Origin of the sequence: Geobacillus sp. FSL K6-3411 (assembly GCF_037965715.1) — a bacterium.
GTDB classification, from domain to species: domain Bacteria; phylum Bacillota; class Bacilli; order Bacillales; family Anoxybacillaceae; genus Geobacillus; species Geobacillus thermodenitrificans.
Window position 1 is genome coordinate 1,071,928 of record NZ_CP150187.1, and the last position, 21,975, is coordinate 1,093,902.

A 21,975-nucleotide genomic window follows, 5' to 3' on the forward strand; every position below is an offset into this window, starting at 1 on the left:
AGGCGCGTTTTTGCTACTGAGATGGCGGCTGCTAGGCAAGGAGTGTTTCTTCAATGATAGTGGGCTTCCCTTGTTTCTTATTTTGAACGGAAAATCTCCACTTCCAACCAAAGCGAAACAATAGCTGCTCGGAGTGGGGATCCTTGATTTTATTGTAAGTAAGTGGAGGAAGGACAGAAGCAAGGCGCTGGGAACATTCCAGCGCCTTGTTTAGTAACGGTCACCGAGCCGCTTAAACACAGGCTTTGCCAATCGTCTCGGTTTTCGTTCCGTCGATTCTTTGATTCCGGTATAGGCGATGAGAATGGCTTTTGCCTCCGATAAAGGCATCCGGGCGGAAGGATTTCGGTATGAGTCGCTGAGCGCGCCGAGGTGCGGAAGGGCGGCGAAATCTTGTTTTGTCGGAGGAATGTGGAAATAGTAGTCGCCGACGGCCACGAGCACATCGGATTGCTGCTGACTATATTTCGGATTGCGGGAAAAATGGAGGCCGACTTTTTTCGCCTTGCCTTCTTCAAGCAGTTTTTCGATGGCTTTTTTCTTGAGAAGATACAAAAACGAAGGGTTTAATGCCGTTTTCGCATGGCGGTTAACTGTAAAAATGGCTTTGGCGATATTGTCGACCGTCAACTGCAACGGTTTCATCGACATGTCTCCTTTTTCTTTCTATTATAGCATAGTTGTGATCTGCTTGACCTATTTCTAGCGATGAATGAGCGAAAAGACTGTTAGCTCCGGCGGGGCGAAAAAGCGAAGCGGCACCCTTGTTGTGCCGAGTCCCCGGTTGACATATAGCACAAGCCCGCCGACGTGGTAAAATCCTTCATAATACCGCTCGGACAGCGGCGGCGTAATGAGCGGGCCGATAAATGGAAGTTGAATTTGTCCGCCATGGCTATGGCCAGACAGTTGAACATGAATCGGATAGCGGCATGTCTCAAGAGCGCCATCCGGTTCGTGAACGAGGGCGATTGTATATGTTGACGCCGGAATGCCGGACGTCATTTTCGCCCAATCGGGTTGGCCGAGCATCATATCATCGCCACCGGCCACAGCGATCCTCTCTTGTCCACGGCGAACGAGCGCATGCTCGTTGACAAGGACGCGAAACCCAGCTCGTTCCATCAGCCGGCGATAAATGTCCGTCCCGTAGCCACCGTGGTCGTGGTTGCCATAAACGCTAAATTTCCCAAGTGGAGCACGGATGGAGGCCAACGCATCTGCCACCTCTTCGGTGTGCGGGTATCGGTTCGCCTCATGAAGCAAATCGCCGGTGAAGACAACGATATCGGGTTGCAGCTTGTTTATTTGATTAATGATGCGGTAAAAGCGTTCCAAGCTGTCATAATGACCGAGATGGAGGTCACTGAATTGCAACAGTTTCACGCCGTCAAACGCCTTCGGGATGAGCGGGTGTGACAGTGTATGGTGAGTCACCGTCAAGTGCGACGGTTCAACCCAACGGGCGTAGCCGTAGGCGAGCGATGTTGCCAACGCTGCGGCGAAGCCGGTGCGTGTCAGCTTTTTTAAAAACGTGCGTCGGTTCATTTTGGTTGTTTCAATACGGTGCATCGTTTCGCCGTCCTTTCACAAGTAGCTTTATTATAACGAAAACGAAAAGGGAAGAACAATAGGAGAAAAATAATGTTGTTAAATCAAGAAGGTCATCATTCTTAGAAAGTGAAAGTAGAGAAGAAGCCATTGTGTTTTGATTTTCAAAAAAATCAGTCATTTCTATTGAAAAGAGGGGGAAATTGCCCTATGCTAGAAAAAGAAAGAAAACCAAGCATAAGAAAAAATGAATGAACCATCAGTCATAGGGGGAGAAGTGAATGAACGGAAAAGTGATTATTATTACCGGTGGATCGAGCGGAATGGGGAAATATATGGCGAAGCGGTTTGTTGCCGAAGGGGCAAACGTCGTTATTACCGGACGACGGGCGGAGGCGCTTGAAGAGGCCAAACAGGAAATGGTCGTACCAGGCGGGGGACAGGTGCTCACTGTTCCGATGGATGTGCGCAACCCGGAGCAAGTCGCAGACATGGTCAAACGGGCTGACGCGGAGTTTGGCCGCATCGATGCTCTAGTCAACAACGCGGCTGGCAATTTTATTTGCCCGGCGGAAAAGCTATCGATCAACGGTTGGAACAGCGTCATTAATATCGTATTGAACGGTACGTTTTACTGTAGCCGGGAAGTCGGCAACTATTGGATTCAACGTGGCTTAAAAGGGAATATCGTTAACATCATTGCCACATACGCCTGGCATGCCGGTGCGGGGGTCATCCATTCAGCAAGCGCCAAGGCCGGGGTGCTGGCGATGACGCGTACATTGGCGGTTGAGTGGGGGAAAAAATATGGCTTCCGCGTCAACGCTATCGCTCCAGGACCGATTGAGCGGACAGGTGGGGCGGAGCGTCTTTGGGAATCAGAAGAGGCGGAGCGGATGACGATCGACAGCGTGCCGCTCGGGCGGCTCGGAACACCAGAAGAGATTGCAGCGGTTGCGGCGTTTTTACTTTCAGATGAAGCCGCTTACATCAACGGTGCCTGCATCACGGTTGACGGCGGTCAATGGCTGAATCGGCGACCGTTTTAACGAACGTGCTAGTGAAAAAATCACTGTCCTTTCTTTATTCAGCGATCCTCAATCGCTACGAAGGACAAGGTTCATAAGGTTTCTCCATTTAGCAAATGTCTTTCTTGGCTGTGTTGTTATGAAATCACCGACTTTCTAAGTGGATTTTGCCTTACATTTGTGGAACAACGGCTGCTGTCCAAACGGATTTCCTATGATTAGGAGATCCGTTTTTTCGTTCCGGAAAAGGTTGGTCAATATGGTATAATAAAGTCAAAGATGGTCGACGAGAATGAGGTGAGCATGATGGATGCATTAGACGTGATGGCCAACTTGTCGCAAGCAATCCCGTACTATCAGCCGATTTTTAGCGCCGATGAGCATGGGGTCATCGGGTATGAAGTGCTCGGGCGATTTCAAACGGAAGCGGGGCCAGTCAGCCTCGGGCCGTTTTTTCATGACGACACGATCCCGGAAGAGTTTCGCATTGAAGTGGATGATGTCATTACAAAAAAGGCGCTTGATTATTTTTTGTCGCTGCCCGACCAGACGCTGCTCATCTTTTTAAACCGTGACGCCAATTTGTTAATGCTTGACCGCGGCGAATCGTTTTTGCAATTGCTTCTTGCTTATGAAGCGAAAGGGTTGGCGCTTAGCCGTATCGTATTGGAAATTAACGAGCAACATTTTAAAGGCGACTTGGATCAGTTCAGCCATTTATTGACGTATATCCGCACGTACGGCATTAAGGTGGCGGTCGATAATATCGCCGAACATAGCATTCATCTCGAGCGGATCGGCGTTTTGTCGCCTGATATTTTAAAAATTGATTTGCATGAATTGCGGAAAACGTCTGTCCACCAAGCTTATCAAGAAATCGTTCATTCCATTTCATTGTTGGCGCGCAAAATCGGAGCGACGCTTCTGTATGAAGATATTGAAACATCATTTCAGCTCCAGTACGCTTGGCGGCATGGCGGCCGCTATTACCAAGGGTATTATTTGGCCAAGCCGGCGCCAGAGGTGGTGCCGCGTGATCTGTTGAAAGAGCTTCTCCGCCAAGAATGCCATCGGTTTATCCAACAAGAAAAGAAAAAGCTTGAGACACTGTATCAAATTTCTGAGCAGTTTCAGCAACGGGTTGCCGCGTTGCTTGGCAAATATAAAAAAGTGAGCAGCTTTAATGAGCTCATTTCACTATTGGCTGACGAACTGAATGACGTTTGCTTCCGCATTTACGTTTGTGATGAGGACGGTTTTCAGCAATCAGGCAATATGTTTAAGCGCGGTAGCCGCTGGGAGTTGCAGCAACAATATTACATGAAAAATTGGAGTTGGCGTCCGTATTTTTTGGAAAACATTATTCGCATGCGTTCGCGCCGCAGAGGGATTCTATCGGATTTATATACAGACATTGAAACCGGGGAGACGATTCGGACGTACTCGTACCCGATTGATGAGCATCATTATTTGTTTATCGATTTGTCGTACAGTTATTTATTTGAGCATGACGCCCATTATTGATGGTATAAAATCATCTTATTGCGGCAAAGTAAACATGAGGTGAAACTTATGGCACAGCTGACTTTTGTGTTATCTGCCCTCTCTGTATTGATTGCGATCATCGGGTTCGTCTATACGGTTCGCCTCGGCCGCCAACAGCGTTGGCAAGGGGAGCTTGATGGACCGATTCCGAAAACGGTACAGGAACATGCCTATTTACGTAACCCGGTGTTGCTTGCTTACGTGCTTGCTGTCCTGCTCGCTATTTTTGCCATCGGTTATTTGGCGTTGCGCTATTATTGAAAAAAGGCCATTCATACGGATGGCCTTTTTGCTTGTCCGCGAATGACGCTTTTTTCCACGACTTTTTTCCTTTGCCACTGAATATATATGAAAGCGGAAGAGGCAAAGGAGGAATGAAGATGGCGAAGCGGCTGCCGTTGCGGCTGTCGGGCGAGGAGGCGTCATTGTTGCTTGAGGTGCTGTTCAGCCAGCAATATGCACTCGAACTTGTCCGCTCTGAGCTAGCGGATATTGAAAACGGGGATAAGGAAGCCGATGAACAACGATATCGGCAGCTTTTACGTTTATACGACCGCCTTTTAACGGAGGAAGAGTAAAATGTCGTTCTATGCTATCGCTTGGCAAGAAGCGATAGTCTTTTTTATGATATGATAAAATCGGAGAGGAGAAGACGTAAAAAGAGAAAGGCGGAACATTGGCATGACATGGTTAGAAAATACACAGTTGGCCAACATGACAGTTAAACCATTTCTCATCCCTGCTGATAAAGTTGCGCACGTTCAGCCTGAAAACTATTTGGATCATGCGCTGCTCGTCTTGACAAAAACCGGCTATTCAGCAATTCCAGTTCTTGATACATCGTATAAACTGCACGGGCTAATTGGCATGACGATGATTATGGACGCGCTGTTAGGATTGGAGCGCATCGAGTTTGAACGGCTCGAGACGATGAAGGTCGAGGAAGTGATGAATCGAAACATTCCGCGCCTGCAGCTTGACGACAGCTTGCTGAAGGCTCTCGGACTGATTGTCAACCATCCGTTTGTCTGCGTCGAAAATGAAAACGGTTATTTTGAAGGGATTTTTACTCGCCGTGAAATATTGAAGCAATTCAATAAACAGCTGCGGAGGCTTAATGGCGGCCGGAAACCAGGCCGAAAAGAAGCTGAACAATGAGCAGAAAAGTAATCGTGTGTAAGATTAAGCGCAGCTGGTTTTGTTTCAGTTTTTGTGCGACTCGAACCGATACTTGAGCGCCGATCAACGATCCCATCGCCAAGAACGGAGCGATATGCCAGTTCATAAGGCCGCTGTATAGATAAGACGCCATTGCGCCAAAGCAGCTGATGAACGTTTGGAATCTTGTCAGCGCCATGGCCGATAAGTAATCCATGCCGGCGCGTAAGTAAGCATACATGAGCATGGTGGCTTGGCCGGGGCCAAACATGCCATCATAGACGCTAATGCCATACAAAATCGGATAGAAAATTTTTGGGAGAGCAGGGGCTGTTGCCGCTGATTTGGGCTTTTTTTTGAAAAGTTGCAGGCATAGTGCAAACAACAGCAACATGACCGCGATGATAGTCATTGTTCGTTCGGACAACAGCGAGGCGATGGCCCCTCCTGTGGCTCCCCCGCCGAGGCTGATCGGGATGATCAGAAGCAGTTGTTTCCCACGAATGTTTTGCTGGCGAAACAAGACGAAGAAGCTGGAAAACGAGCTGATGGTATTGGAAAACTTTGCGGAGGAAATGGCCTGATGGATCGGAACACCGAGCGTGAGCAGAACGGGCATGCTGATAAGGCCACCGCCGCCAGCTAATGTACCAACGAATGAAGTAGCAAACCCAATGAGGACAAACAGGATCCAGTCCATGTAGAGATTCTCCTTTCGATAAGGGTTCTACAACTATTTTATTTTTGTTATAACGATAAGAAAATGTGAAAAAAATAGACATAAATGATAAGAAAAACTTATCAAAGGGATGATCGTTTTGAATATTTCAGAGTATGAAATCCTCACTGTTTTGGCGGAAGAATTAAATATGAGAAAAGCCGCTGTCCGGCTGTATGTTACCCAGTCTGCACTATCCCAACGGCTACAGACGATCGAGGCCAGCTGGAATGTGAAAATATTTATCCGGTCTCAGCGCGGATTGCTGCTAACACCAGAGGGGGAAAAGATTGTTCAGCTTGCCAAAGAAATTGTGCAGAAAACGAACAAAGTAAAAGAAGAAATGAAACAACTGGTCGGGCAAATCAGCGGGACATTAACGATAGCGGTGGCTTCCATCGTTGCTCAACATTGGCTGCCTGCCGTGTTAAAAAGGTTTATGAAGTTATACCCCAATGTAAACGTTTCGTTGATGACGGGATGGACAAGTGAAGTCCTAAGTCATATGTATGAAAATCGATGTCAACTTGGGATTGTTCGTGGAAAGCCAAATTGGAGCGGGATGGCGACACGTTTATTTACCGATCAGCTATATTTAGTAGACCAAGAAATTCAATCTTTGGAGCAATTGCGCCATACTGATCGGCCATTTATTCAATTTAAAAGCGATTCAACTTATTCGTTGCATATTCAACAATGGTGGCATGAGCAATTTCAAGCCTTGCCGCCACGAACGGTGATGGTCGATCAAATTGAAACATGCAAACAGCTTGCTTATCATGGCGTTGGTTATGCGATTTTACCGGAAATTGCTTTAGGTGATCGAGAACAACATCTTGTTCACATGATACCGTTAAAAACGAAGCATGGTGAGCCCATGACCAGAGATACATGGCTGATCAGTTCGGAAGTGGCATGGCAACTTCCACAAGTACAAGCCTTCGAGAAGACATTACGGCATTTTGCTCGATGAATTGGTGCTTGTCACAAGGCTCTCTGGTTTGCTAAAGTAAAAAAAGAACACAGGAATAAGGAGGATATTGGCTATGAAGATGATGGACGCCAATGAAATCATTTCGTTTATTCAAAACAGCAAAAAATCAACGCCTGTTAAAGTGTACATAAAAGGGGATCTCGAGGGTATCGATTTCGGCTCAAGCGCGAAAACGTTTATCACTGGCAACGCCGGTGTCGTGTTTGGCGAATGGCAAGACATTCAAGCCGCCATCGAAGCGAATCAAGACAAAATTGAGGACTATGTCGTCGAAAATGATCGTCGCAATTCGGCCATCCCGCTGCTGGATTTAAAAGGAGTGAAAGCGCGCATTGAGCCGGGCGCCATTATTCGTGATCACGTCGAGATCGGCGACAATGCTGTCATTATGATGGGAGCGGTCATTAACATCGGCGCCGTCATCGGCGAAGGGACGATGATCGATATGAACGCCGTGCTCGGCGGTCGGGCAACGGTAGGGAAAAACTGCCATATCGGCGCTGGTGCGGTGTTGGCTGGGGTAATTGAACCGCCATCAGCGAAGCCAGTCGTGATCGAAGATGATGTTCTTATCGGAGCCAATGCTGTCATTTTAGAAGGTGTCACCGTTGGCAAAGGGGCGGTCGTCGCTGCTGGCGCGATTGTCGTTGAAGACGTGCCGCCATATACGGTCGTGGCCGGCGTACCGGCGCGCGTTATTAAACAAATCGATGAACAAACAAGAGCGAAAACGGAAATTAAACAAGAGCTTCGCCAATTATAATCACATCAAAAAGCTGTCCGCTCACAGGACAGCTTTTTTCCGATGGAGGAGAGAGGATGGAAACGATCAGCCCATTTGTCGCCATTCGTCGCGACTTGCATAAAATTCCCGAGCTCGGGTTTCAGGAGTTTAAAACACAGCAATATTTGCTTAATTATATTCAATCTCTGCCGCAAGAGCGGCTTGATGTCCGGACATGGAAAACAGGTATTTTTGTGAAAGTCAGCGGAACAGCACCGCGAAAAACGATCGGCTACCGTGCTGATATCGACGGCTTGCCGATCAGCGAAGAAACTGGTCTGCCGTACCGCTCCGAGCATGCAGGGCAAATGCATGCGTGCGGTCATGATGTCCATATGAGCATTGCCCTTGGCGTGTTGACCCATTTTGCCCACAATCCAATCAGAGACGATTTGCTGTTTATTTTTCAGCCGGCCGAAGAAGGGCCAGGTGGGGCGAAGCCGATGTTAGAAAGCGATATAATGCGCGAGTGGAAGCCGGATATGATTGTTGCTTTGCATATTGCCCCGGAATATCCAGTCGGCACAATTGCAACGAAAGAAGGCCTGTTGTTTGCCAATACGTCGGAGCTGTTTATTGACTTAAAAGGGAAAGGCGGCCATGCGGCGTTTCCGCATCTAGCCAACGATATGGTCGTTGCCGCCTGTGCGCTCGTCACCCAGCTGCAATCGATCGTCGCTCGCAACGTTGATCCGCTTGACAGCGCCGTCATTACGATCGGAAAGATTACCAGTGGGACAGTGCAAAACGTCATCGCCGAACATGCTCGGCTCGAAGGGACGATCCGGACGCTGTCGATCGATGCCATGCAGGCAGTGAAGCGGCGGATTGAAGCGCTCGTCCGTGGGGTGGAAGTGGCCTATGAATGTGAGGCGGTGATTGATTACGGTGCCATGTACCACGAAGTGTACAATAACCCGGCACTGACAACGGAATTTATCCAATTTGCTGAGACACATACTGATATGAATGTTATTCGCTGCAAAGAGGCGATGACCGGTGAGGATTTTGGCTATATGCTGGCAGAAATTCCTGGTTTTATGTTTTGGCTTGGCGTTGATTCCCCGTACGGGCTGCACCATGCGAAGCTAGTCCCGAATGAAGCGGCAATCGATCGGGCCATCGCCTTTTTAATCAGCTATTTTTCATGGAAAGGAAATATGGAGTGAAGTATAGTTCCACCTCGATTAAGACACATTATGTGTGTGAGGAGGTGGAGTGTGATGGCGAAAATCGGTGTCGAGCAATCGCTGACTGACGTGCAGCAGGTGTTGAAGGAAAGAGGATATGACGTTGTTCCGCTGCGCAGTGAACAAGATGCTAGAGGTTGCGATTGCTGTGTCATTACTGGCTTGGATACAAACGTCACCGGCATTCAAAACACAATCACATCCGGTCCGGTCATTGAAGCGAGCGGACTTACTGCGGAAGAAATTTGCCAAAAAATCGAACAAAAGCTTCGGTAACGATTGTCGGGCTGTGTGCGCCAGCAGCCCGTTTTTTATGGGGACGATAGCATGGACAAGCCGACTCGGAAGGTTTGCGTGAACTAATAAAGACGTAGCCGTTGCATCCCCTAAACGATGAAAGAAATGGTTTACGGTGTTGCAATGAATGATGTCAGTGATTGGTATGACATCACTATTTTTAGCAATGGAGGGCTTACATATGGCAGAGCGCTTAGTCGGAAAACAAGCTCCACGTTTTGAAATGGAGGCTGTCCTGCCGAATGGAGAGTTTGGCCGTGTCAGCCTTGAGGAAAACATGAAAAATGGCAAATGGACGGTGCTGTTCTTCTATCCACTCGACTTTACATTCGTTTGCCCGACGGAAATTACAGCGATATCTGACCGCTATCATGAATTTGAAGACTTAAATGCAGTCGTGATCGGTGTATCGACTGACTCTGTTTACTCGCATAAAGCATGGATGAACGTACCGCGAAACCAAAACGGCATCGGTCAAATTAAATACCCGTTCGCTGCTGATCGGACGCAGCAAGTTTCGCGTGATTACGGCGTGCTCATTGAAGAAGAGGGGGTCGCACTGCGCGGTTTGTTCATCATCGATCCGGACGGTGAGTTGAAATATGCCGTCATTCACCATAACAATATCGGCCGCGATGTCGATGAAGTATTGCGCGTGCTGCAAGCGTTGCAAACCGGCGGCCTCTGCCCTGCAAACTGGAAGCCAGGACAACCGACGTTGACGCTGCAAGGAGAGTCGCATTGAGCATGGAAAAGGTCTAACGGGGAGTTAGGCCTTTCTTTTTCCATATGGAGGGATGAGGTGTGAAACTGCGTGAACCAATGCCGGAACTGACCGGAGCAACGGCAACGTTAAATGGAGACGTATCAAGAGATGAATTGATCGGTGAAAAACCAACGCTAATCCATTTTTGGTCGGTCAGCTGTCATTTGTGCAAGGAAGTGATGCCGCAAGTGAACGAATTCCGTGACCGATATAAAGAGAAACTCCATATGGTATCCGTCCATATGCCGCGCTCGGAATACGATTTAGACATTGAACTCGTGAAAAAAATAGCTGAAAAGTACGGCATTACTCAGCCGATTTTCGTCGACAACGAGCATAAAATCGCCGACGCGTTTGAAAACCGATACGTTCCGTCGTATTACGTGTTCGACGTTGAAGGAAAGCTCCGCCATTTCCAAGCAGGCAGCGGCGGCATGAACATGCTCGAAAAACACGTCAACCGCGTGCTCGAAGAAGCAGAAAAGAGAGAGTAGGCGTAATGGTTGTCCGAAAAGGAGCGAAGAATCGTTTTCGTTCCTTTTCTTTTTTTGCTAAAATGAGGGGAAGAAGCGATGATTGACCATTGTTGGAGGAGTCAATGATGAAAAAGAAACAGTTTGCTGTAATCGGTCTTGGGCGATTTGGGGGGAGCATTTGCCGCACGTTGAGCGAACAAGGGATGGAAGTGCTCGCGATTGATATTGATGAAGATCGGGTGAATGAATTTGCGTCGATTGCCGCGCACGCTGTGGTTGGCGACACGACTGACGAAAACGTGCTAAAAAGCTTAGGTATCCGCAACTTTGACCACGTCATTGTTGCGATCGGCGACAACATTCAGGCAAGCATTTTGACGACGCTCATTTTAAAGGAGCTCGGCGTCAATCATATTACCGTCAAGGCGACGAACGATTACCACGAGAAAGTGCTGAAAAAAATCGGCGCTGATCAAATCGTGCATCCGGAGCGGGATATGGGTGAGCGGATCGCTCATAATCTCCTTTCGAACAACGTCTTGGATTATTTGGAGCTGTCCGACAAACATAGCATCGTCGAGATTGTAGCGAGCGAGAGACTCGACGGTCATTCGCTGCTCGAGCTTGACATTCGTGCCCGCTATGGCATTAACATTGTCGCCATTAAGCGAGGGGCGAGTGTCATCGTCTCACCGCTTGCCTCGGAAATCATCCGTAAAGGCGATGTATTGGTCGTTATCGGCGCTGACAGCGACATTGACCGGTTTGAAGAAAAGGTCGTTGGCTAGCGGTGTGATATGAAATGTCTGCGTTCAGATTCGTTCCTAGCCTCCCTGTTTTGGAAATTTGTGTTCTATATTAAAAGGTTGGTGAACAACGATCGTTTCCTGTTGTGCAGCGGTTTTAGGAGGGGAGTGAAATCAAGGTTTCTTTGGTGGGGAAGCGACATGTTTGCGCCGCGTCCCCGTTAGGTGATCACTCCTCTAGAGGCTGGTCATGTTATATAGAAAAGGGTGTCCTTGCGAAAAGGACACCCTTTTTGGTTAAATCTCCATGATGATCGGCAAAATCATCGGCCGCCGCTTCGTTCGTTCATATAAGAACGGAGCGAGCGTTTCCGTAATTTCATTTTTAATTTCCGACCATTGATTCGTTTTTCGCTCGAGCACTTTTTCGAGATGTTTGGTGATGAGCGCCTGTGCCTCGCTGATCAAATCACCTGACTCGCGCATGTAGACGAAGCCGCGGGAGATAATATCAGGACCGGCCGCGATTTTAAATTCTTTCATATTGATGCTGACAACAACGATCACGAGCCCTTCCTCCGACAAAATGCGACGGTCGCGCAAGACAATGTTGCCGATATCGCCGACGCCGCTGCCGTCGATGTAGACAGAGCCGGACGGAATTTTGCCGACGATGCGTGCTTCGCTGTCGCTGATGCCGAGCACTTCACCGTTATCCATAATAAAGCAGTTTTCCTCTGGCACACCGCAGTCGATGGCAAGCTTGGCGTGCATTTTTTGCATGCGGTATTCGCCGTGAATTGGCATAAAATATTTCGGTTTCATCAACCGGATCATTAGTTTTTGTTCTTCCTGCCCGCCGTGTCCCGACGTGTGAATATCGTTGAGCGGACCGTGGATCACTTCGGCGCCGGCCCGGTATAGCATGTTGATCGTTCGGTTGACGCTCACCGTGTTGCCCGGAATCGGCGACGAAGAAAAGACAACCGTGTCGCCCGGGATGATTTGAATTTGCCGGTGCGTACCGTTGGCGATGCGTGATAGGGCCGCCATTGGTTCGCCTTGACTGCCGGTGCATAAAATGGTCACCTGGTTTGCTGGGAGTCGATTGATTTCGTTTGCATCGACGAACGTGCCTTTCGGACATTTAATGTAGCCGAGATCTTGGCCGATTTCAATGGCTGCTTCCATGCTGCGGCCAAAGACGGCAATTTTCCGATTGTTGGCGACTGCAGCTTCCGTCACTTGCTGAAGTCGGTGGATGTTAGAGGCAAACGTCGCGAAAATAATTCGTCCGTCCACTTTACGGAAAATGTCGTGAATGCTTTCACCGACCCGCCGTTCTGACATCGTGAAATGCGGAATTTCGCTGTTTGTGCTGTCCGAAAGCAGACAAAGGACGCCTTCTTTCCCGATTTCCGCCATTTTCGTCAAATTGGCTGGCTCGCCAACCGGCGTAAAGTCAAATTTAAAATCTCCGGTATGGACGATTTGGCCGACCGGTGTTTTGACGACGATGCCGTAGCTGTCTGGAATGCTGTGCGTCGTGCGGAAAAAGGTGACTGCTGTTTTTTGGAAACGAATGACATCGTCCTCACGAATTTCAATGAGTTTAGCTTGACGAAGCAATCCGTGTTCTTCGAGTTTATTGCGAATGAGCCCAAGCGCCAGTTTCCCACCGTAAATAGGGATATTCACTTGCCGAAGCAAATACGGAATGCCGCCAATATGGTCTTCATGCCCGTGGGTAATGAACAAACCTTTCACTTTTTCTGCATGTTTCACTAAATACGAATAATCCGGGATGACGTAGTCGATGCCGAGCAGTTCGTCTTCCGGAAATTTAATGCCCGCGTCAATGACAATGATTTCATCTTGAAATTGTACGCCGTATGTATTTTTCCCGATTTCACCCAGTCCGCCGAGGGCAAAAACGCCAACTTGTTGGTCTGTCAATAGTTTCATGATGAAATCTCCAATACTTGAAAGTTAGGGCTTTGCTTTTCGTACTCCAAATGCGCTCCCTCTAACGGCTGAATATACTCGATATTGATCGAACGATCCTGCAGTTTTCGGCGTACGTCCCGCTCTGATTCTGCTTCAATGTAGAGCGTTTTTGTTTTTTCTCTAACGGGCACTTCGTCCGCATTTTCTTGATAAAACACTTTGAAAATCATCGTGAAATCTCTCCTTATCGTACAATGATTGCTTTTTTATTATATAGGAATTAACCCTCGTTTTCATGTTTTTTATTGCCAAAAGCAAAAAACAGATGGCAGATGTGCCGATGATATGTACCATCTTTGACGAGTTTTGGCTATTTCATTCGCCAAAGTGGGAAAAGAAGCCCTTCGTAAAGAAGGGCTATCATTGCAACGGTTAGGCGATCAATTTTTTTCGGAGCAAATCTTTCCATTGTTGAAGCAGCTTTTTTTTCAGCTTTTTCAACATTTTTCATCACTCCTTACTTTTTATTGTACTCATTTTGCAGCGAAAGTAAATGTTCTATTATATAGGATATGTAGGCGAAGGCTTGTTTTTCATGGGGAAAATTGGAACGAATCGTCGCGTTTCGATTGACATTCAGATCGTTTTTCAGTACGGTAGACAGTGAATACATTTTCGGCAAGGGGAAGAGAATGTGGGTAGAAAAATTGTGTTTTTCGACATCGACGGCACGTTGCTTGATGAGAAAAAACAGTTGCCACCGTCAACTATTGAAGCGATCCGTCAACTGAAACAGGCGGGCGTCTATGTGGCCATCGCTACCGGACGGGCGCCGTTTATGTTTGAACATATACGCCATCGGCTTGGCATTGATTCATTCGTCAGCTTTAACGGGCAATACGTTGTCTTTGAGGGAAGCGTGCTGCATAAACAACCGCTCCGCCGTGAGAAAGTGAGGATGCTGACGGAAGAGGCCCATCAAAACGGTCACCCGCTCGTCTTTATGGACGCAGAGGAAATGAGAGCGAGCGTCGACGACCATCCGCATATTCATGTCAGCATGGAGAGCCTGAAATTCGCCCATCCGCCCGTCGATCCTTTGTATTACGAAAACAAAGACATTTATCAAGCGCTGTTATTTTGCCGCGCTGGAGAAGAAGCGCCATATGTGCGCAACTATCCGGAGTTCCGTTTTGTCCGCTGGCACGATGTGTCAACTGACGTGCTGCCGGCGGGTGGATCTAAGGCGGAAGGCATCCGTCTCATGATCGAGAAGCTTGGGATCGACAAAGAGGATGTGTATGCGTTTGGTGACGGATTAAATGACATCGAAATGCTGTCATTTGTCGGAACCGGGGTGGCGATGGGCAACGCCCATGAAGAAGTAAAACGGGTTGCCGATTTTGTCACGAAACCGGTCGATGAAGAAGGGATATGGCACGGACTGAAACAATTGCAATTACTTCCATAAAAAAAGCGGTCTCCGCTCATCCAGCGGAACCGCTTTTTGCTTGTGAAAATGCCTAGAAGGTAGGAGAAAACAGCTGTTTTCCGTCGCGCAGCAGTTCTTAAACACGGTGAGGAAAAAGAGTTGTCAATTTGAGAAACCGATCTCTTGATTCATAAACCATAGGTTTTCCAGAGCCGAGTCATTTTTAACGCCCGATTGGGACCGCTCCGTCCGGAGCTTTAAAGGGGTCGGATGGATTAATATGGTCGTAAAACATAATGCCGTTTAAATGATCAATTTCATGTTGGAAGACGATAGCTGGCAATCCTTTCAGGCGTAATGTGACTTCTTCGCCGTCAATTGTCGTGCCGGTGACGGTAATGCGGGCATAGCGCGGCACATACCCTGGCACATCGCGGTCAACTGACAGGCAGCCTTCCCCGGTTGTCAAATAACATTGCTGTACGGAATGGCTGACGATTTTTGGGTTGAACAACGCATAGCTGTAGAGCGTTCCGTTTTCGTCAGTGACATGGACGGCGATCATCCGTTTTGATACATTAATTTGCGGAGCAGCCAGTCCAATGCCGGGGCGCAGACCGTACTTCGCCGCCATCTCCGGATCTTGGCTCATTTTGAGATAATCAAGCAAGCTTTGCAAAATGCGCTTATCCTCCTCCGAAGCTGGTAACGGAACTGGCTCGGCGACTTTCCGCAACGTCGGATGCCCTTCTTTAATGATGTCTTTCATCGTAATCATCCACTTTTTCACTCCCTGTCTTTGGCATCGCTGTTTACATTTTAGTCTAACAAAATGCTCAGCTGCCGTAAATGAAAATGTGATAATCTGTCTAATATATTATTGGGGTATAAAGTTTAAATTAGAAAACGCTCTCAACAATAAGAAAGGTGGTCATATGATTTATATTTTTTCAAAATATAACACAGGACTAATACAGGGTGTTGACTATGTGATATAACAGATTCTTTTGAAGTGACTTTTTTTCCTAAATATAACCAGTTTAGTGATGGCGAATCAAAGACATTGACGGCTTTGAAAATAAAGTGTAAACTAAAGCATGTGAATGGGCATTGTACTAATTTGAAAACCAAAAACAATAATACAGATTTTTGAAGCCGCATTCGTTTGCAACTGCGCCAAGCGGTGGCCATTTTTTATTTCTTCTTCATTTTGGGTACATTAATAGTATATGGGTGAATGTAGCCTGATTTCCAAATTTTTGACGAAAGGCAGAGGTGAACAAAATGGGTGTGAAGACCTCCCAGTTTCCGTTTGCGGAGCAGCTCGAGAAAGTGGCCGAGCAGTTTCCGACGTTCCAAATTTTGAATGAAGAAGGCGAAATCGTTAATAAAGAGGCGATGCCGGATTTAAGCGATGAACAACTAAAAGAGCTAATGCGCCGGATGGTATATACGCGCATTCTTGACCAACGCTCCATTTCCTTAAACCGCCAAGGCCGTCTCGGCTTTTACGCGCCGACTGCCGGGCAAGAGGCGAGCCAAATTGCCAGCCATTTCGCGCTTGAAAAAGAGGATTTCATTTTGCCGGGATACCGTGACGTCCCACAACTCGTTTGGCACGGGCTGCCGCTTTATCAAGCATTCTTGTTCTCACGCGGCCATTTCCATGGAAACCAAATTCCAGAAGACGTCAATGCCTTGCCGCCGCAAATCATCATCGGTGCACAATACATTCAAGCAGCCGGTGTGGCGCTCGGCTTGAAAATGCGTGGAAAAAAAGCAGTAGCCATTACATACACGGGCGACGGCGGTACATCGCAAGGTGACTTCTATGAGGGGATCAACTTTGCTGGGGCGTTTAAAGCACCGGCCATCTTTGTTGTGCAAAACAACCGATTTGCTATCTCGACACCGGTCGAAAAGCAAACAGTCGCCAAAACGTTAGCACAAAAGGCAGTTGCTGCCGGTATTCCGGGCATCCAAGTCGACGGCATGGATGCGCTTGCGGTTTATGCAGCGGTGAAGGCAGCTCGCGAGCGTGCCATTAACGGTGAAGGGCCGACGCTCATCGAAACGCTTTGCTTCCGTTACGGTCCGCACACGATGTCCGGTGACGATCCGACTCGCTATCGTTCGAAAGAGCTTGAAAACGAATGGGCGAAAAAAGATCCGCTTGTGCGTTTCCGCAAGTTCTTAGAAGCGAAAGGTTTATGGAGCGAGGAAGAAGAAAACCGCGTCATCGAGCAAGCGAAAGAGGACATCAAAGAGGCGATTAAAAAAGCCGATGAAACGCCGAAACAAAAAGTAACCGACTTAATCAGCATCATGTACGAAGAGTTGCCGGCGAACTTAAAGGAACAGTATGAAATTTACAAAGAGAAGGAGTCGAAGTAAGCCATGGCGCAAATGACAATGGTTCAAGCGATCACCGATGCGCTGCGCATCGAGTTAAAAAATGATCCGAACGTGCTGATTTTTGGGGAAGACGTTGGGGTCAACGGCGGCGTATTCCGGGCGACCGAAGGGCTGCAAGCTGAGTTCGGCGAGGAGCGCGTATTTGACACGCCGCTGGCCGAATCAGGAATCGGCGGCTTGGCAGTCGGCTTGGCGCTGCAAGGGTTTCGTCCGGTGCCGGAAATTCAGTTTTTTGGCTTCGTTTATGAAGTAATGGATTCGATTTCCGGACAAATGGCGCGCATTCGCTATCGTACGGGCGGCCGTTACCATATGCCGATTACGGTTCGCTCACCGTTTGGCGGTGGCGTTCATACACCGGAATTGCACTCGGACAGCTTAGAAGGGCTTGTCGCCCAACAGCCAGGTTTAAAAGTGGTCATTCCGTCGACGCCGTATGATGCGAAAGGGTTGCTCATTTCGGCGATCCGCGACAACGACCCGGTCATTTTCCTTGAACATTTGAAACTGTATCGTTCGTTCCGCCAAGAAGTACCAGAAGGGGAGTACACGATTCCGATCGGCAAAGCGGACATTAAGCGTGAAGGAAAAGACATCACCATCATCGCTTACGGCGCCATGGTGCATGAATCGTTAAAAGCGGCGGCAGAATTAGAGAAGGAAGGCATCTCTGCTGAAGTCGTCGACTTGCGCACCGTGCAGCCGCTCGACATCGAAACGATCATTGGTTCGGTGGAAAAAACAGGCCGCGCCATTGTCGTTCAAGAGGCACAGCGGCAGGCTGGCATCGCTGCCAATGTCGTTGCCGAAATTAACGAACGGGCCATCTTAAGCCTTGAGGCGCCGGTGCTCCGCGTTGCCGCGCCGGATACGGTCTATCCGTTCGCCCAAGCGGAATCGGTTTGGCTGCCGAACTTTAAAGATGTGATTGAAACGGCGAAAAAAGTAATGAACTTCTGATAATGGACAAGTCCCGGGGGAGCAGATCGCATTCCCCCGCCTATTTTCGGCAATCGATAGGAGGTCGACATACAGTGGCATTTGAATTTAAGCTGCCGGACATTGGCGAAGGCATTCATGAAGGCGAGATCGTGAAATGGTTTGTGAAACCAGGCGATGAAGTGAACGAAGATGATGTGTTGTGTGAAGTACAAAACGACAAGGCAGTCGTAGAAATCCCGTCGCCGGTCAAAGGAAAAGTGCTTGAGATTCTTGTCCCGGAAGGAACCGTTGCGACGGTCGGGCAAACGCTTATCACGCTCGACGCACCGGGATATGAAAACATGACGTTTAAAGGACAAGAGCACGAAGAAGAGGCGAAAAAAGAGGAAAAAACGGAAACGGTGTCGAAAGAAGAAAGCGTTGGGGCCACCGCCCCGGCAGCCGCAGCAGAGGCTGCAGCAGAAGCCGATCCAAATCGTCGCGTCATCGCGATGCCGTCTGTGCGCAAATATGCGCGTGAAAAAGGTGTGGACATTCGTCTCGTCCAAGGAACGGGGAAAAATGGCCGCATCTTGAAAGAAGATATCGATGCTTTCCTTGCTGGCGGTGCGAAAGCTGCAGCCCAACCGGCGCCGGCAGCAGAAGCTGAAGAAAAAGCAGCGCCGCAGGCAGCGGCGACACCGGTTGTGCCAGAAGGCGAATTCCCGGAAACGCGCGAGAAAATGAGCGGCATTCGCCGAGCGATCGCCAAAGCGATGGTGAATTCGAAACATACAGCTCCGCACGTGACGCTCATGGACGAAGTCGACGTGACGAAACTAGTTGCCCACCGGAAAAAGTTCAAAGCGATCGCAGCAGAAAAAGGTATCAAGCTGACGTTCTTGCCGTATGTCGTCAAAGCGCTCGTTTCGGCGTTGCGTGAATATCCGACGCTGAATACGTCAATCGATGATCAAACAGAAGAAATCATCCATAAGCACTATTACAACATCGGCATCGCTGCTGACACAGATCGTGGTTTGCTCGTGCCGGTCATTAAGCATGCCGACCGGAAGCCGATTTTCGCGTTGGCGCAAGAAATTAACGAGCTCGCCGTAAAAGCTCGCGACGGCAAGCTAGCGCCAAATGAAATGAAAGGTGCATCGTGCACGATTACAAACATCGGTTCGGCTGGTGGGCAATGGTTCACTCCGGTCATCAATCATCCGGAAGTAGCGATTCTTGGCATCGGTCGCATCGCGGAAAAACCGATTGTCCGCGACGGCGAAATCGTCGCCGCTCCAGTCTTAGCGCTCTCGTTGAGCTTCGATCATCGAATGATCGATGGAGCAACGGCACAAAAAGCACTCAACCATGTGAAACGGCTGTTAAGTGACCCAGAACTATTATTAATGGAGGCGTAAAACGATGGTAGTTGGCGATTTTGCAATTGAAACGGAAACGCTCGTCGTCGGCGCCGGCCCTGGCGGCTATGTAGCCGCCATCCGCGCTGCACAGCTCGGCCAAAAAGTGACGATTGTCGAAAAAGCAAATTTAGGCGGTGTCTGCTTAAACGTTGGTTGTATTCCGTCGAAAGCGCTCATCTCAGCCGGTCATCGCTATGAGCAGGCGAAACATTCCGAAGAGATGGGGATTAAGGCGGAAAACGTCACTGTTGATTTCTCGAAAGTACAGGAATGGAAGGCAAGCGTCGTCAAAAAGTTGACGGGCGGTGTTGAAGGGCTCTTAAAAGGAAACAAAGTGGAGATCGTCAAAGGGGAAGCCTATTTCGTCGATGCGAATACGGTGCGTGTCGTCAACGGCGACAGTGCGCAGACGTACACGTTTAAAAACGCCATTATCGCTACTGGCTCTCGCCCGATTGAACTGCCGAACTTCAAGTTTTCGAACCGTATTCTTGATTCGACCGGCGCGCTCAACCTCGGGGAAATCCCGAAATCGCTCGTTGTCATCGGCGGCGGCTACATCGGCATCGAACTTGGTACAGCGTACGCCAACTTCGGAGCGAAAGTGACGATTTTAGAAGGAGCCGGCGAAATTTTGTCCGGTTTTGAAAAACAAATGGCGGCCATCATTAAACGTCGCTTAAAGAAAAAAGGCGTCGACATTGTGACGAATGCGTTGGCGAAAGGAGCCGAAGAGCGTGAAGATGGCGTCACCGTCACGTATGAAGCCAATGGCGAAACGAAAACCGTTGACGCTGACTACGTGCTTGTGACGGTCGGCCGTCGGCCGAACACCGATGAACTCGGCCTTGAACAAGTCGGTATTAAAATGACGGACCGCGGCTTGATTGAAGTGGATCAACAATGCCGCACAAGCGTCCCGAACATTTTTGCCATCGGTGACATCGTCCCAGGGCCAGCGCTTGCCCATAAGGCGTCGTATGAAGGGAAAGTGGCGGCCGAAGCCATCGCTGGTCATCCATCAGTCGTTGATTATGTCGCCATTCCAGCGGTTGTCTTCTCTGATCCGGAATGCGCTTCGGTTGGCTATTTTGAGCAACAGGCGAAAGACGAAGGCATTGATGTCATCACAGCGAAGTTCCCATTTGCTGCTAACGGCCGCGCCTTAGCGTTGAACGACACAGATGGCTTCCTGAAGCTGGTCGTTCGCAAAGAAGACGGTGTTGTCATCGGGGCGCAAATCATCGGCCCGAACGCATCCGATATGATCGCCGAGCTAGGATTGGCCATTGAAGCCGGCATGACGGCAGAAGATATCGCCTTGACGATCCATGCTCACCCAACGCTTGGCGAAATCGCGATGGAAGGAGCCGAAGTAGCGCTCGGCACACCAATTCATATCATTACGAAGTAACGACATCGCGACCGGATTGAAGTGTTGACTTCATCCGGTCGCTTTTTATTGGGCCAGCTGTTTCAGGGCAAAGGCTGGCAGGAGAGAAGCCGTTTTTGCTTGTTCATATGCCAACCAAAGCGGATCGATCGGACACGACGATCCTCTATACCGATTTCTTGTCCAAATTCTCATACTATTTTCCGCTGTTGTTTCATATCGTTATGGTAAAGAAAAGCGGGAGATGGGTTTGAAATGAAAGCGTATGTGGCTTTTTTATTGCAGATGATGATTTGGAGCAGTTTCTCATTAATCGAGTGGTTGTCAGGGCGAGATCGGCCGTTTTTTCGCGGACTGATGTTGTGCGTCTTTATGTACATAGCGTTTTTGCTGGCGCGTCAACTCGGCTTAGCGACGCGTAAAGCAGCGCTGACGACGATCGTGACGGCGGCTGTTTATTTTACCGGCCAGCATTTCATTTGGCAAGCCGTCCATTGACTTCCCCTGCTCATCTGTCATTGGAGTCGCCGATTTCCGGTGTTTTCCCTTCACGAAGCAAGTTTGGTCGTCGCTGCCCCGGCTTCTGGGCAATAAAAAACAGCGGTGGAACGCCCGCTGTTTACGCACCATTAAATGTCATCGTCCGGCCGCTAAACAAATGCAGTTCGCCGCCAAGCGTTTTCGCTATCCATTTGCTGAATTCGTTCGCTTTTCCTTTATCTCCGTGTGTCGCCCCAGGCGGCAGCGCCACATCAATGAACGTTTCTTCTCCGTCTGTTCGCACAGAAATGGCCATTCCTTTATACAAACGGTTATCCCCTTGTAAGTATAGAACTGAGTCATGTTCGTGCACCGTATACGGGAAAGCGGCCTGTTCGTACGCCCAGCCAAGCTGTTCTCCCGTTTTGCCTAGCGCCGTCCGATAGCGTTCGAGCAGCTGTTTCACTTCCTCGGTTGTAACCGCTTTCCCCGCCGGCAGCTTTAAGTATGCGTTCAATTCTACTCTCCCCTTTCGCCATCCTTTTGTCTCTTTACGTTCATTGTACCATGTTTTTCCGGTTGTTGGCGAAAAAGTTTGTTGATGCAAAAGGCTATTATTATTTTAAATGTGACATACAAATTAAGGCTTGACATTCGAAATGTGATATATTATTATAAAGTCAACAACGAATTTATCATCATAAAGG

The 21,975-nt window shown here is 48.7% G+C and carries 26 protein-coding genes; 18 read left to right on the top strand and 8 right to left on the bottom strand.

Features of this window, described 5'->3' with window-relative positions; genetic code table 11:
- Window positions 1–210: 210 nt before the first annotated feature.
- Window positions 211–645 (bottom strand): YkyB family protein, encoded by a 435-nt coding sequence (locus NSQ22_RS05455; RefSeq protein WP_008878771.1) that lies wholly within the window; start codon window positions 643–645, stop codon window positions 211–213.
- A gap of 57 nt (window positions 646–702) precedes the next feature.
- Window positions 703–1,572, bottom strand: a complete 870-nt coding sequence (locus NSQ22_RS05460) for a metallophosphoesterase (RefSeq protein ID WP_008878770.1) — start codon at window positions 1,570–1,572, stop codon at window positions 703–705.
- Window positions 1,573–1,832: 260 nt separating this feature from the next.
- On the opposite strand from NSQ22_RS05460, the gene fadH reads away from it, so the two are divergent.
- From fadH to cbpB, 5 genes are all read left to right on the top strand, one after another.
- Window positions 1,833–2,600 (top strand): 2,4-dienoyl-CoA reductase, encoded by a 768-nt coding sequence (fadH, locus tag NSQ22_RS05465; protein WP_008878769.1) that lies wholly within the window; start codon window positions 1,833–1,835, stop codon window positions 2,598–2,600.
- A gap of 285 nt (window positions 2,601–2,885) precedes the next feature.
- Window positions 2,886–4,103: an EAL-associated domain-containing protein gene (locus NSQ22_RS05470; RefSeq protein ID WP_029760387.1), complete on the top strand. Its 1,218-nt coding sequence runs from the start codon at window positions 2,886–2,888 to the stop codon at window positions 4,101–4,103.
- 48 nt (window positions 4,104–4,151) lie between these two features.
- Window positions 4,152–4,385, top strand: coding sequence for a hypothetical protein (locus tag NSQ22_RS05475; protein ID WP_008878766.1), 234 nt, complete (start codon window positions 4,152–4,154; stop codon window positions 4,383–4,385).
- A gap of 119 nt (window positions 4,386–4,504) precedes the next feature.
- On the top strand, window positions 4,505–4,702 hold the full coding sequence (gene abbA / locus NSQ22_RS05480; RefSeq protein ID WP_008878765.1) for an antirepressor AbbA: 198 nt from the start codon (window positions 4,505–4,507) through the stop codon (window positions 4,700–4,702).
- A gap of 103 nt (window positions 4,703–4,805) precedes the next feature.
- Window positions 4,806–5,282: a cyclic-di-AMP-binding protein CbpB gene (gene cbpB / locus NSQ22_RS05485; RefSeq protein ID WP_008878764.1), complete on the top strand. Its 477-nt coding sequence runs from the start codon at window positions 4,806–4,808 to the stop codon at window positions 5,280–5,282.
- Here the strand turns inward: cbpB and NSQ22_RS05490 are convergent.
- Entirely contained in the window at window positions 5,239–5,982 is a 744-nt protein-coding gene (locus NSQ22_RS05490; protein ID WP_011887074.1) for a sulfite exporter TauE/SafE family protein, read from the bottom strand. The genes cbpB and NSQ22_RS05490 overlap by 44 nt on opposite strands.
- 118 nt (window positions 5,983–6,100) lie before the next feature.
- Between NSQ22_RS05490 and NSQ22_RS05495 the strand changes: the two genes are divergently transcribed.
- The 7 genes from NSQ22_RS05495 (at window position 6,101) to NSQ22_RS05525 (ending at window position 11,295) form a co-directional block, all read left to right on the top strand.
- Window positions 6,101–6,973 carry a LysR family transcriptional regulator gene (locus NSQ22_RS05495; protein ID WP_008878762.1) on the top strand — a complete coding sequence of 291 codons (873 nt, stop codon included), beginning with the start codon at window positions 6,101–6,103 and terminating at the stop codon, window positions 6,971–6,973.
- A gap of 73 nt (window positions 6,974–7,046) precedes the next feature.
- Window positions 7,047–7,757: a 2,3,4,5-tetrahydropyridine-2,6-dicarboxylate N-acetyltransferase gene (gene dapD, locus NSQ22_RS05500; RefSeq protein ID WP_008878761.1), complete on the top strand. Its 711-nt coding sequence runs from the start codon at window positions 7,047–7,049 to the stop codon at window positions 7,755–7,757.
- Between the two features lie 56 nt (window positions 7,758–7,813).
- Window positions 7,814–8,947, top strand: a complete 1,134-nt coding sequence (locus NSQ22_RS05505; RefSeq protein ID WP_008878760.1) for an N-acetyldiaminopimelate deacetylase — start codon at window positions 7,814–7,816, stop codon at window positions 8,945–8,947.
- 54 nt (window positions 8,948–9,001) lie between these two features.
- Window positions 9,002–9,244, top strand: a complete 243-nt coding sequence (locus NSQ22_RS05510) for a YkuS family protein (RefSeq protein WP_008878759.1) — start codon at window positions 9,002–9,004, stop codon at window positions 9,242–9,244.
- 202 nt (window positions 9,245–9,446) lie between these two features.
- Window positions 9,447–10,010, top strand: coding sequence for a peroxiredoxin (locus NSQ22_RS05515; protein ID WP_236934121.1), 564 nt, complete (start codon window positions 9,447–9,449; stop codon window positions 10,008–10,010).
- A gap of 59 nt (window positions 10,011–10,069) precedes the next feature.
- Window positions 10,070–10,525 (top strand): TlpA disulfide reductase family protein, encoded by a 456-nt coding sequence (locus tag NSQ22_RS05520; RefSeq protein ID WP_008878757.1) that lies wholly within the window; start codon window positions 10,070–10,072, stop codon window positions 10,523–10,525.
- Window positions 10,526–10,632: 107 nt separating this feature from the next.
- Window positions 10,633–11,295: a TrkA family potassium uptake protein gene (locus tag NSQ22_RS05525; protein WP_029760390.1), complete on the top strand. Its 663-nt coding sequence runs from the start codon at window positions 10,633–10,635 to the stop codon at window positions 11,293–11,295.
- A gap of 255 nt (window positions 11,296–11,550) precedes the next feature.
- Here NSQ22_RS05525 and rnjA read toward each other — a convergent pair whose 3' ends face one another.
- The 3 genes from rnjA to NSQ22_RS05540 all read right to left on the bottom strand — a co-directional run bounded on the left by rnjA (window position 11,551) and on the right by NSQ22_RS05540 (window position 13,711).
- A complete protein-coding gene (gene rnjA / locus NSQ22_RS05530; protein WP_011887078.1) occupies window positions 11,551–13,218 on the bottom strand; it encodes a ribonuclease J1 in 1,668 nt (555 codons plus the stop codon).
- Window positions 13,215–13,430 (bottom strand): DNA-dependent RNA polymerase subunit epsilon, encoded by a 216-nt coding sequence (locus NSQ22_RS05535; protein ID WP_008878754.1) that lies wholly within the window; start codon window positions 13,428–13,430, stop codon window positions 13,215–13,217. Before NSQ22_RS05535 ends, rnjA begins: the two co-directional genes overlap by 4 nt.
- 140 nt (window positions 13,431–13,570) lie before the next feature.
- Complete coding sequence (locus NSQ22_RS05540) at window positions 13,571–13,711, bottom strand: hypothetical protein (RefSeq protein ID WP_165478173.1); 141 nt, start codon at window positions 13,709–13,711, stop codon at window positions 13,571–13,573.
- A 183-nt stretch (window positions 13,712–13,894) separates the two neighbouring features.
- Here NSQ22_RS05540 and NSQ22_RS05545 point away from each other — a divergent pair, with 183 nt between their 5' ends.
- Window positions 13,895–14,671, top strand: a complete 777-nt coding sequence (locus tag NSQ22_RS05545; RefSeq protein WP_008878753.1) for a Cof-type HAD-IIB family hydrolase — start codon at window positions 13,895–13,897, stop codon at window positions 14,669–14,671.
- 184 nt (window positions 14,672–14,855) lie between these two features.
- On the opposite strand, the gene def is transcribed toward NSQ22_RS05545, so the two are convergent.
- Window positions 14,856–15,410, bottom strand: a complete 555-nt coding sequence (def, locus tag NSQ22_RS05550) for a peptide deformylase (protein WP_008878752.1) — start codon at window positions 15,408–15,410, stop codon at window positions 14,856–14,858.
- 506 nt (window positions 15,411–15,916) lie between these two features.
- On the opposite strand from def, the gene pdhA reads away from it, so the two are divergent.
- From pdhA to NSQ22_RS05575, 5 genes are all read left to right on the top strand, one after another.
- Complete coding sequence (gene pdhA / locus NSQ22_RS05555) at window positions 15,917–17,026, top strand: pyruvate dehydrogenase (acetyl-transferring) E1 component subunit alpha (RefSeq protein WP_008878751.1); 1,110 nt, start codon at window positions 15,917–15,919, stop codon at window positions 17,024–17,026.
- Between the two features lie 3 nt (window positions 17,027–17,029).
- Window positions 17,030–18,007 (top strand): pyruvate dehydrogenase complex E1 component subunit beta, encoded by a 978-nt coding sequence (pdhB, locus tag NSQ22_RS05560; RefSeq protein WP_008878750.1) that lies wholly within the window; start codon window positions 17,030–17,032, stop codon window positions 18,005–18,007.
- Window positions 18,008–18,081: 74 nt separating this feature from the next.
- A complete protein-coding gene (locus NSQ22_RS05565; protein ID WP_008878749.1) occupies window positions 18,082–19,392 on the top strand; it encodes a dihydrolipoamide acetyltransferase family protein in 1,311 nt (436 codons plus the stop codon).
- Window positions 19,393–19,396: 4 nt separating this feature from the next.
- Window positions 19,397–20,809 carry a dihydrolipoyl dehydrogenase gene (lpdA, locus tag NSQ22_RS05570; RefSeq protein ID WP_008878748.1) on the top strand — a complete coding sequence of 471 codons (1,413 nt, stop codon included), beginning with the start codon at window positions 19,397–19,399 and terminating at the stop codon, window positions 20,807–20,809.
- A 234-nt stretch (window positions 20,810–21,043) separates the two neighbouring features.
- The gene (locus NSQ22_RS05575) at window positions 21,044–21,286 is read left to right on the top strand and encodes a hypothetical protein (protein WP_008878747.1); all 243 of its coding nucleotides are present in this window, start codon (window positions 21,044–21,046) and stop codon (window positions 21,284–21,286) included.
- A gap of 121 nt (window positions 21,287–21,407) precedes the next feature.
- Here NSQ22_RS05575 and NSQ22_RS05580 read toward each other — a convergent pair whose 3' ends face one another.
- Window positions 21,408–21,785, bottom strand: coding sequence for a DUF1885 family protein (locus NSQ22_RS05580; RefSeq protein WP_008878746.1), 378 nt, complete (start codon window positions 21,783–21,785; stop codon window positions 21,408–21,410).
- Window positions 21,786–21,975: the final 190 nt, after the last annotated feature.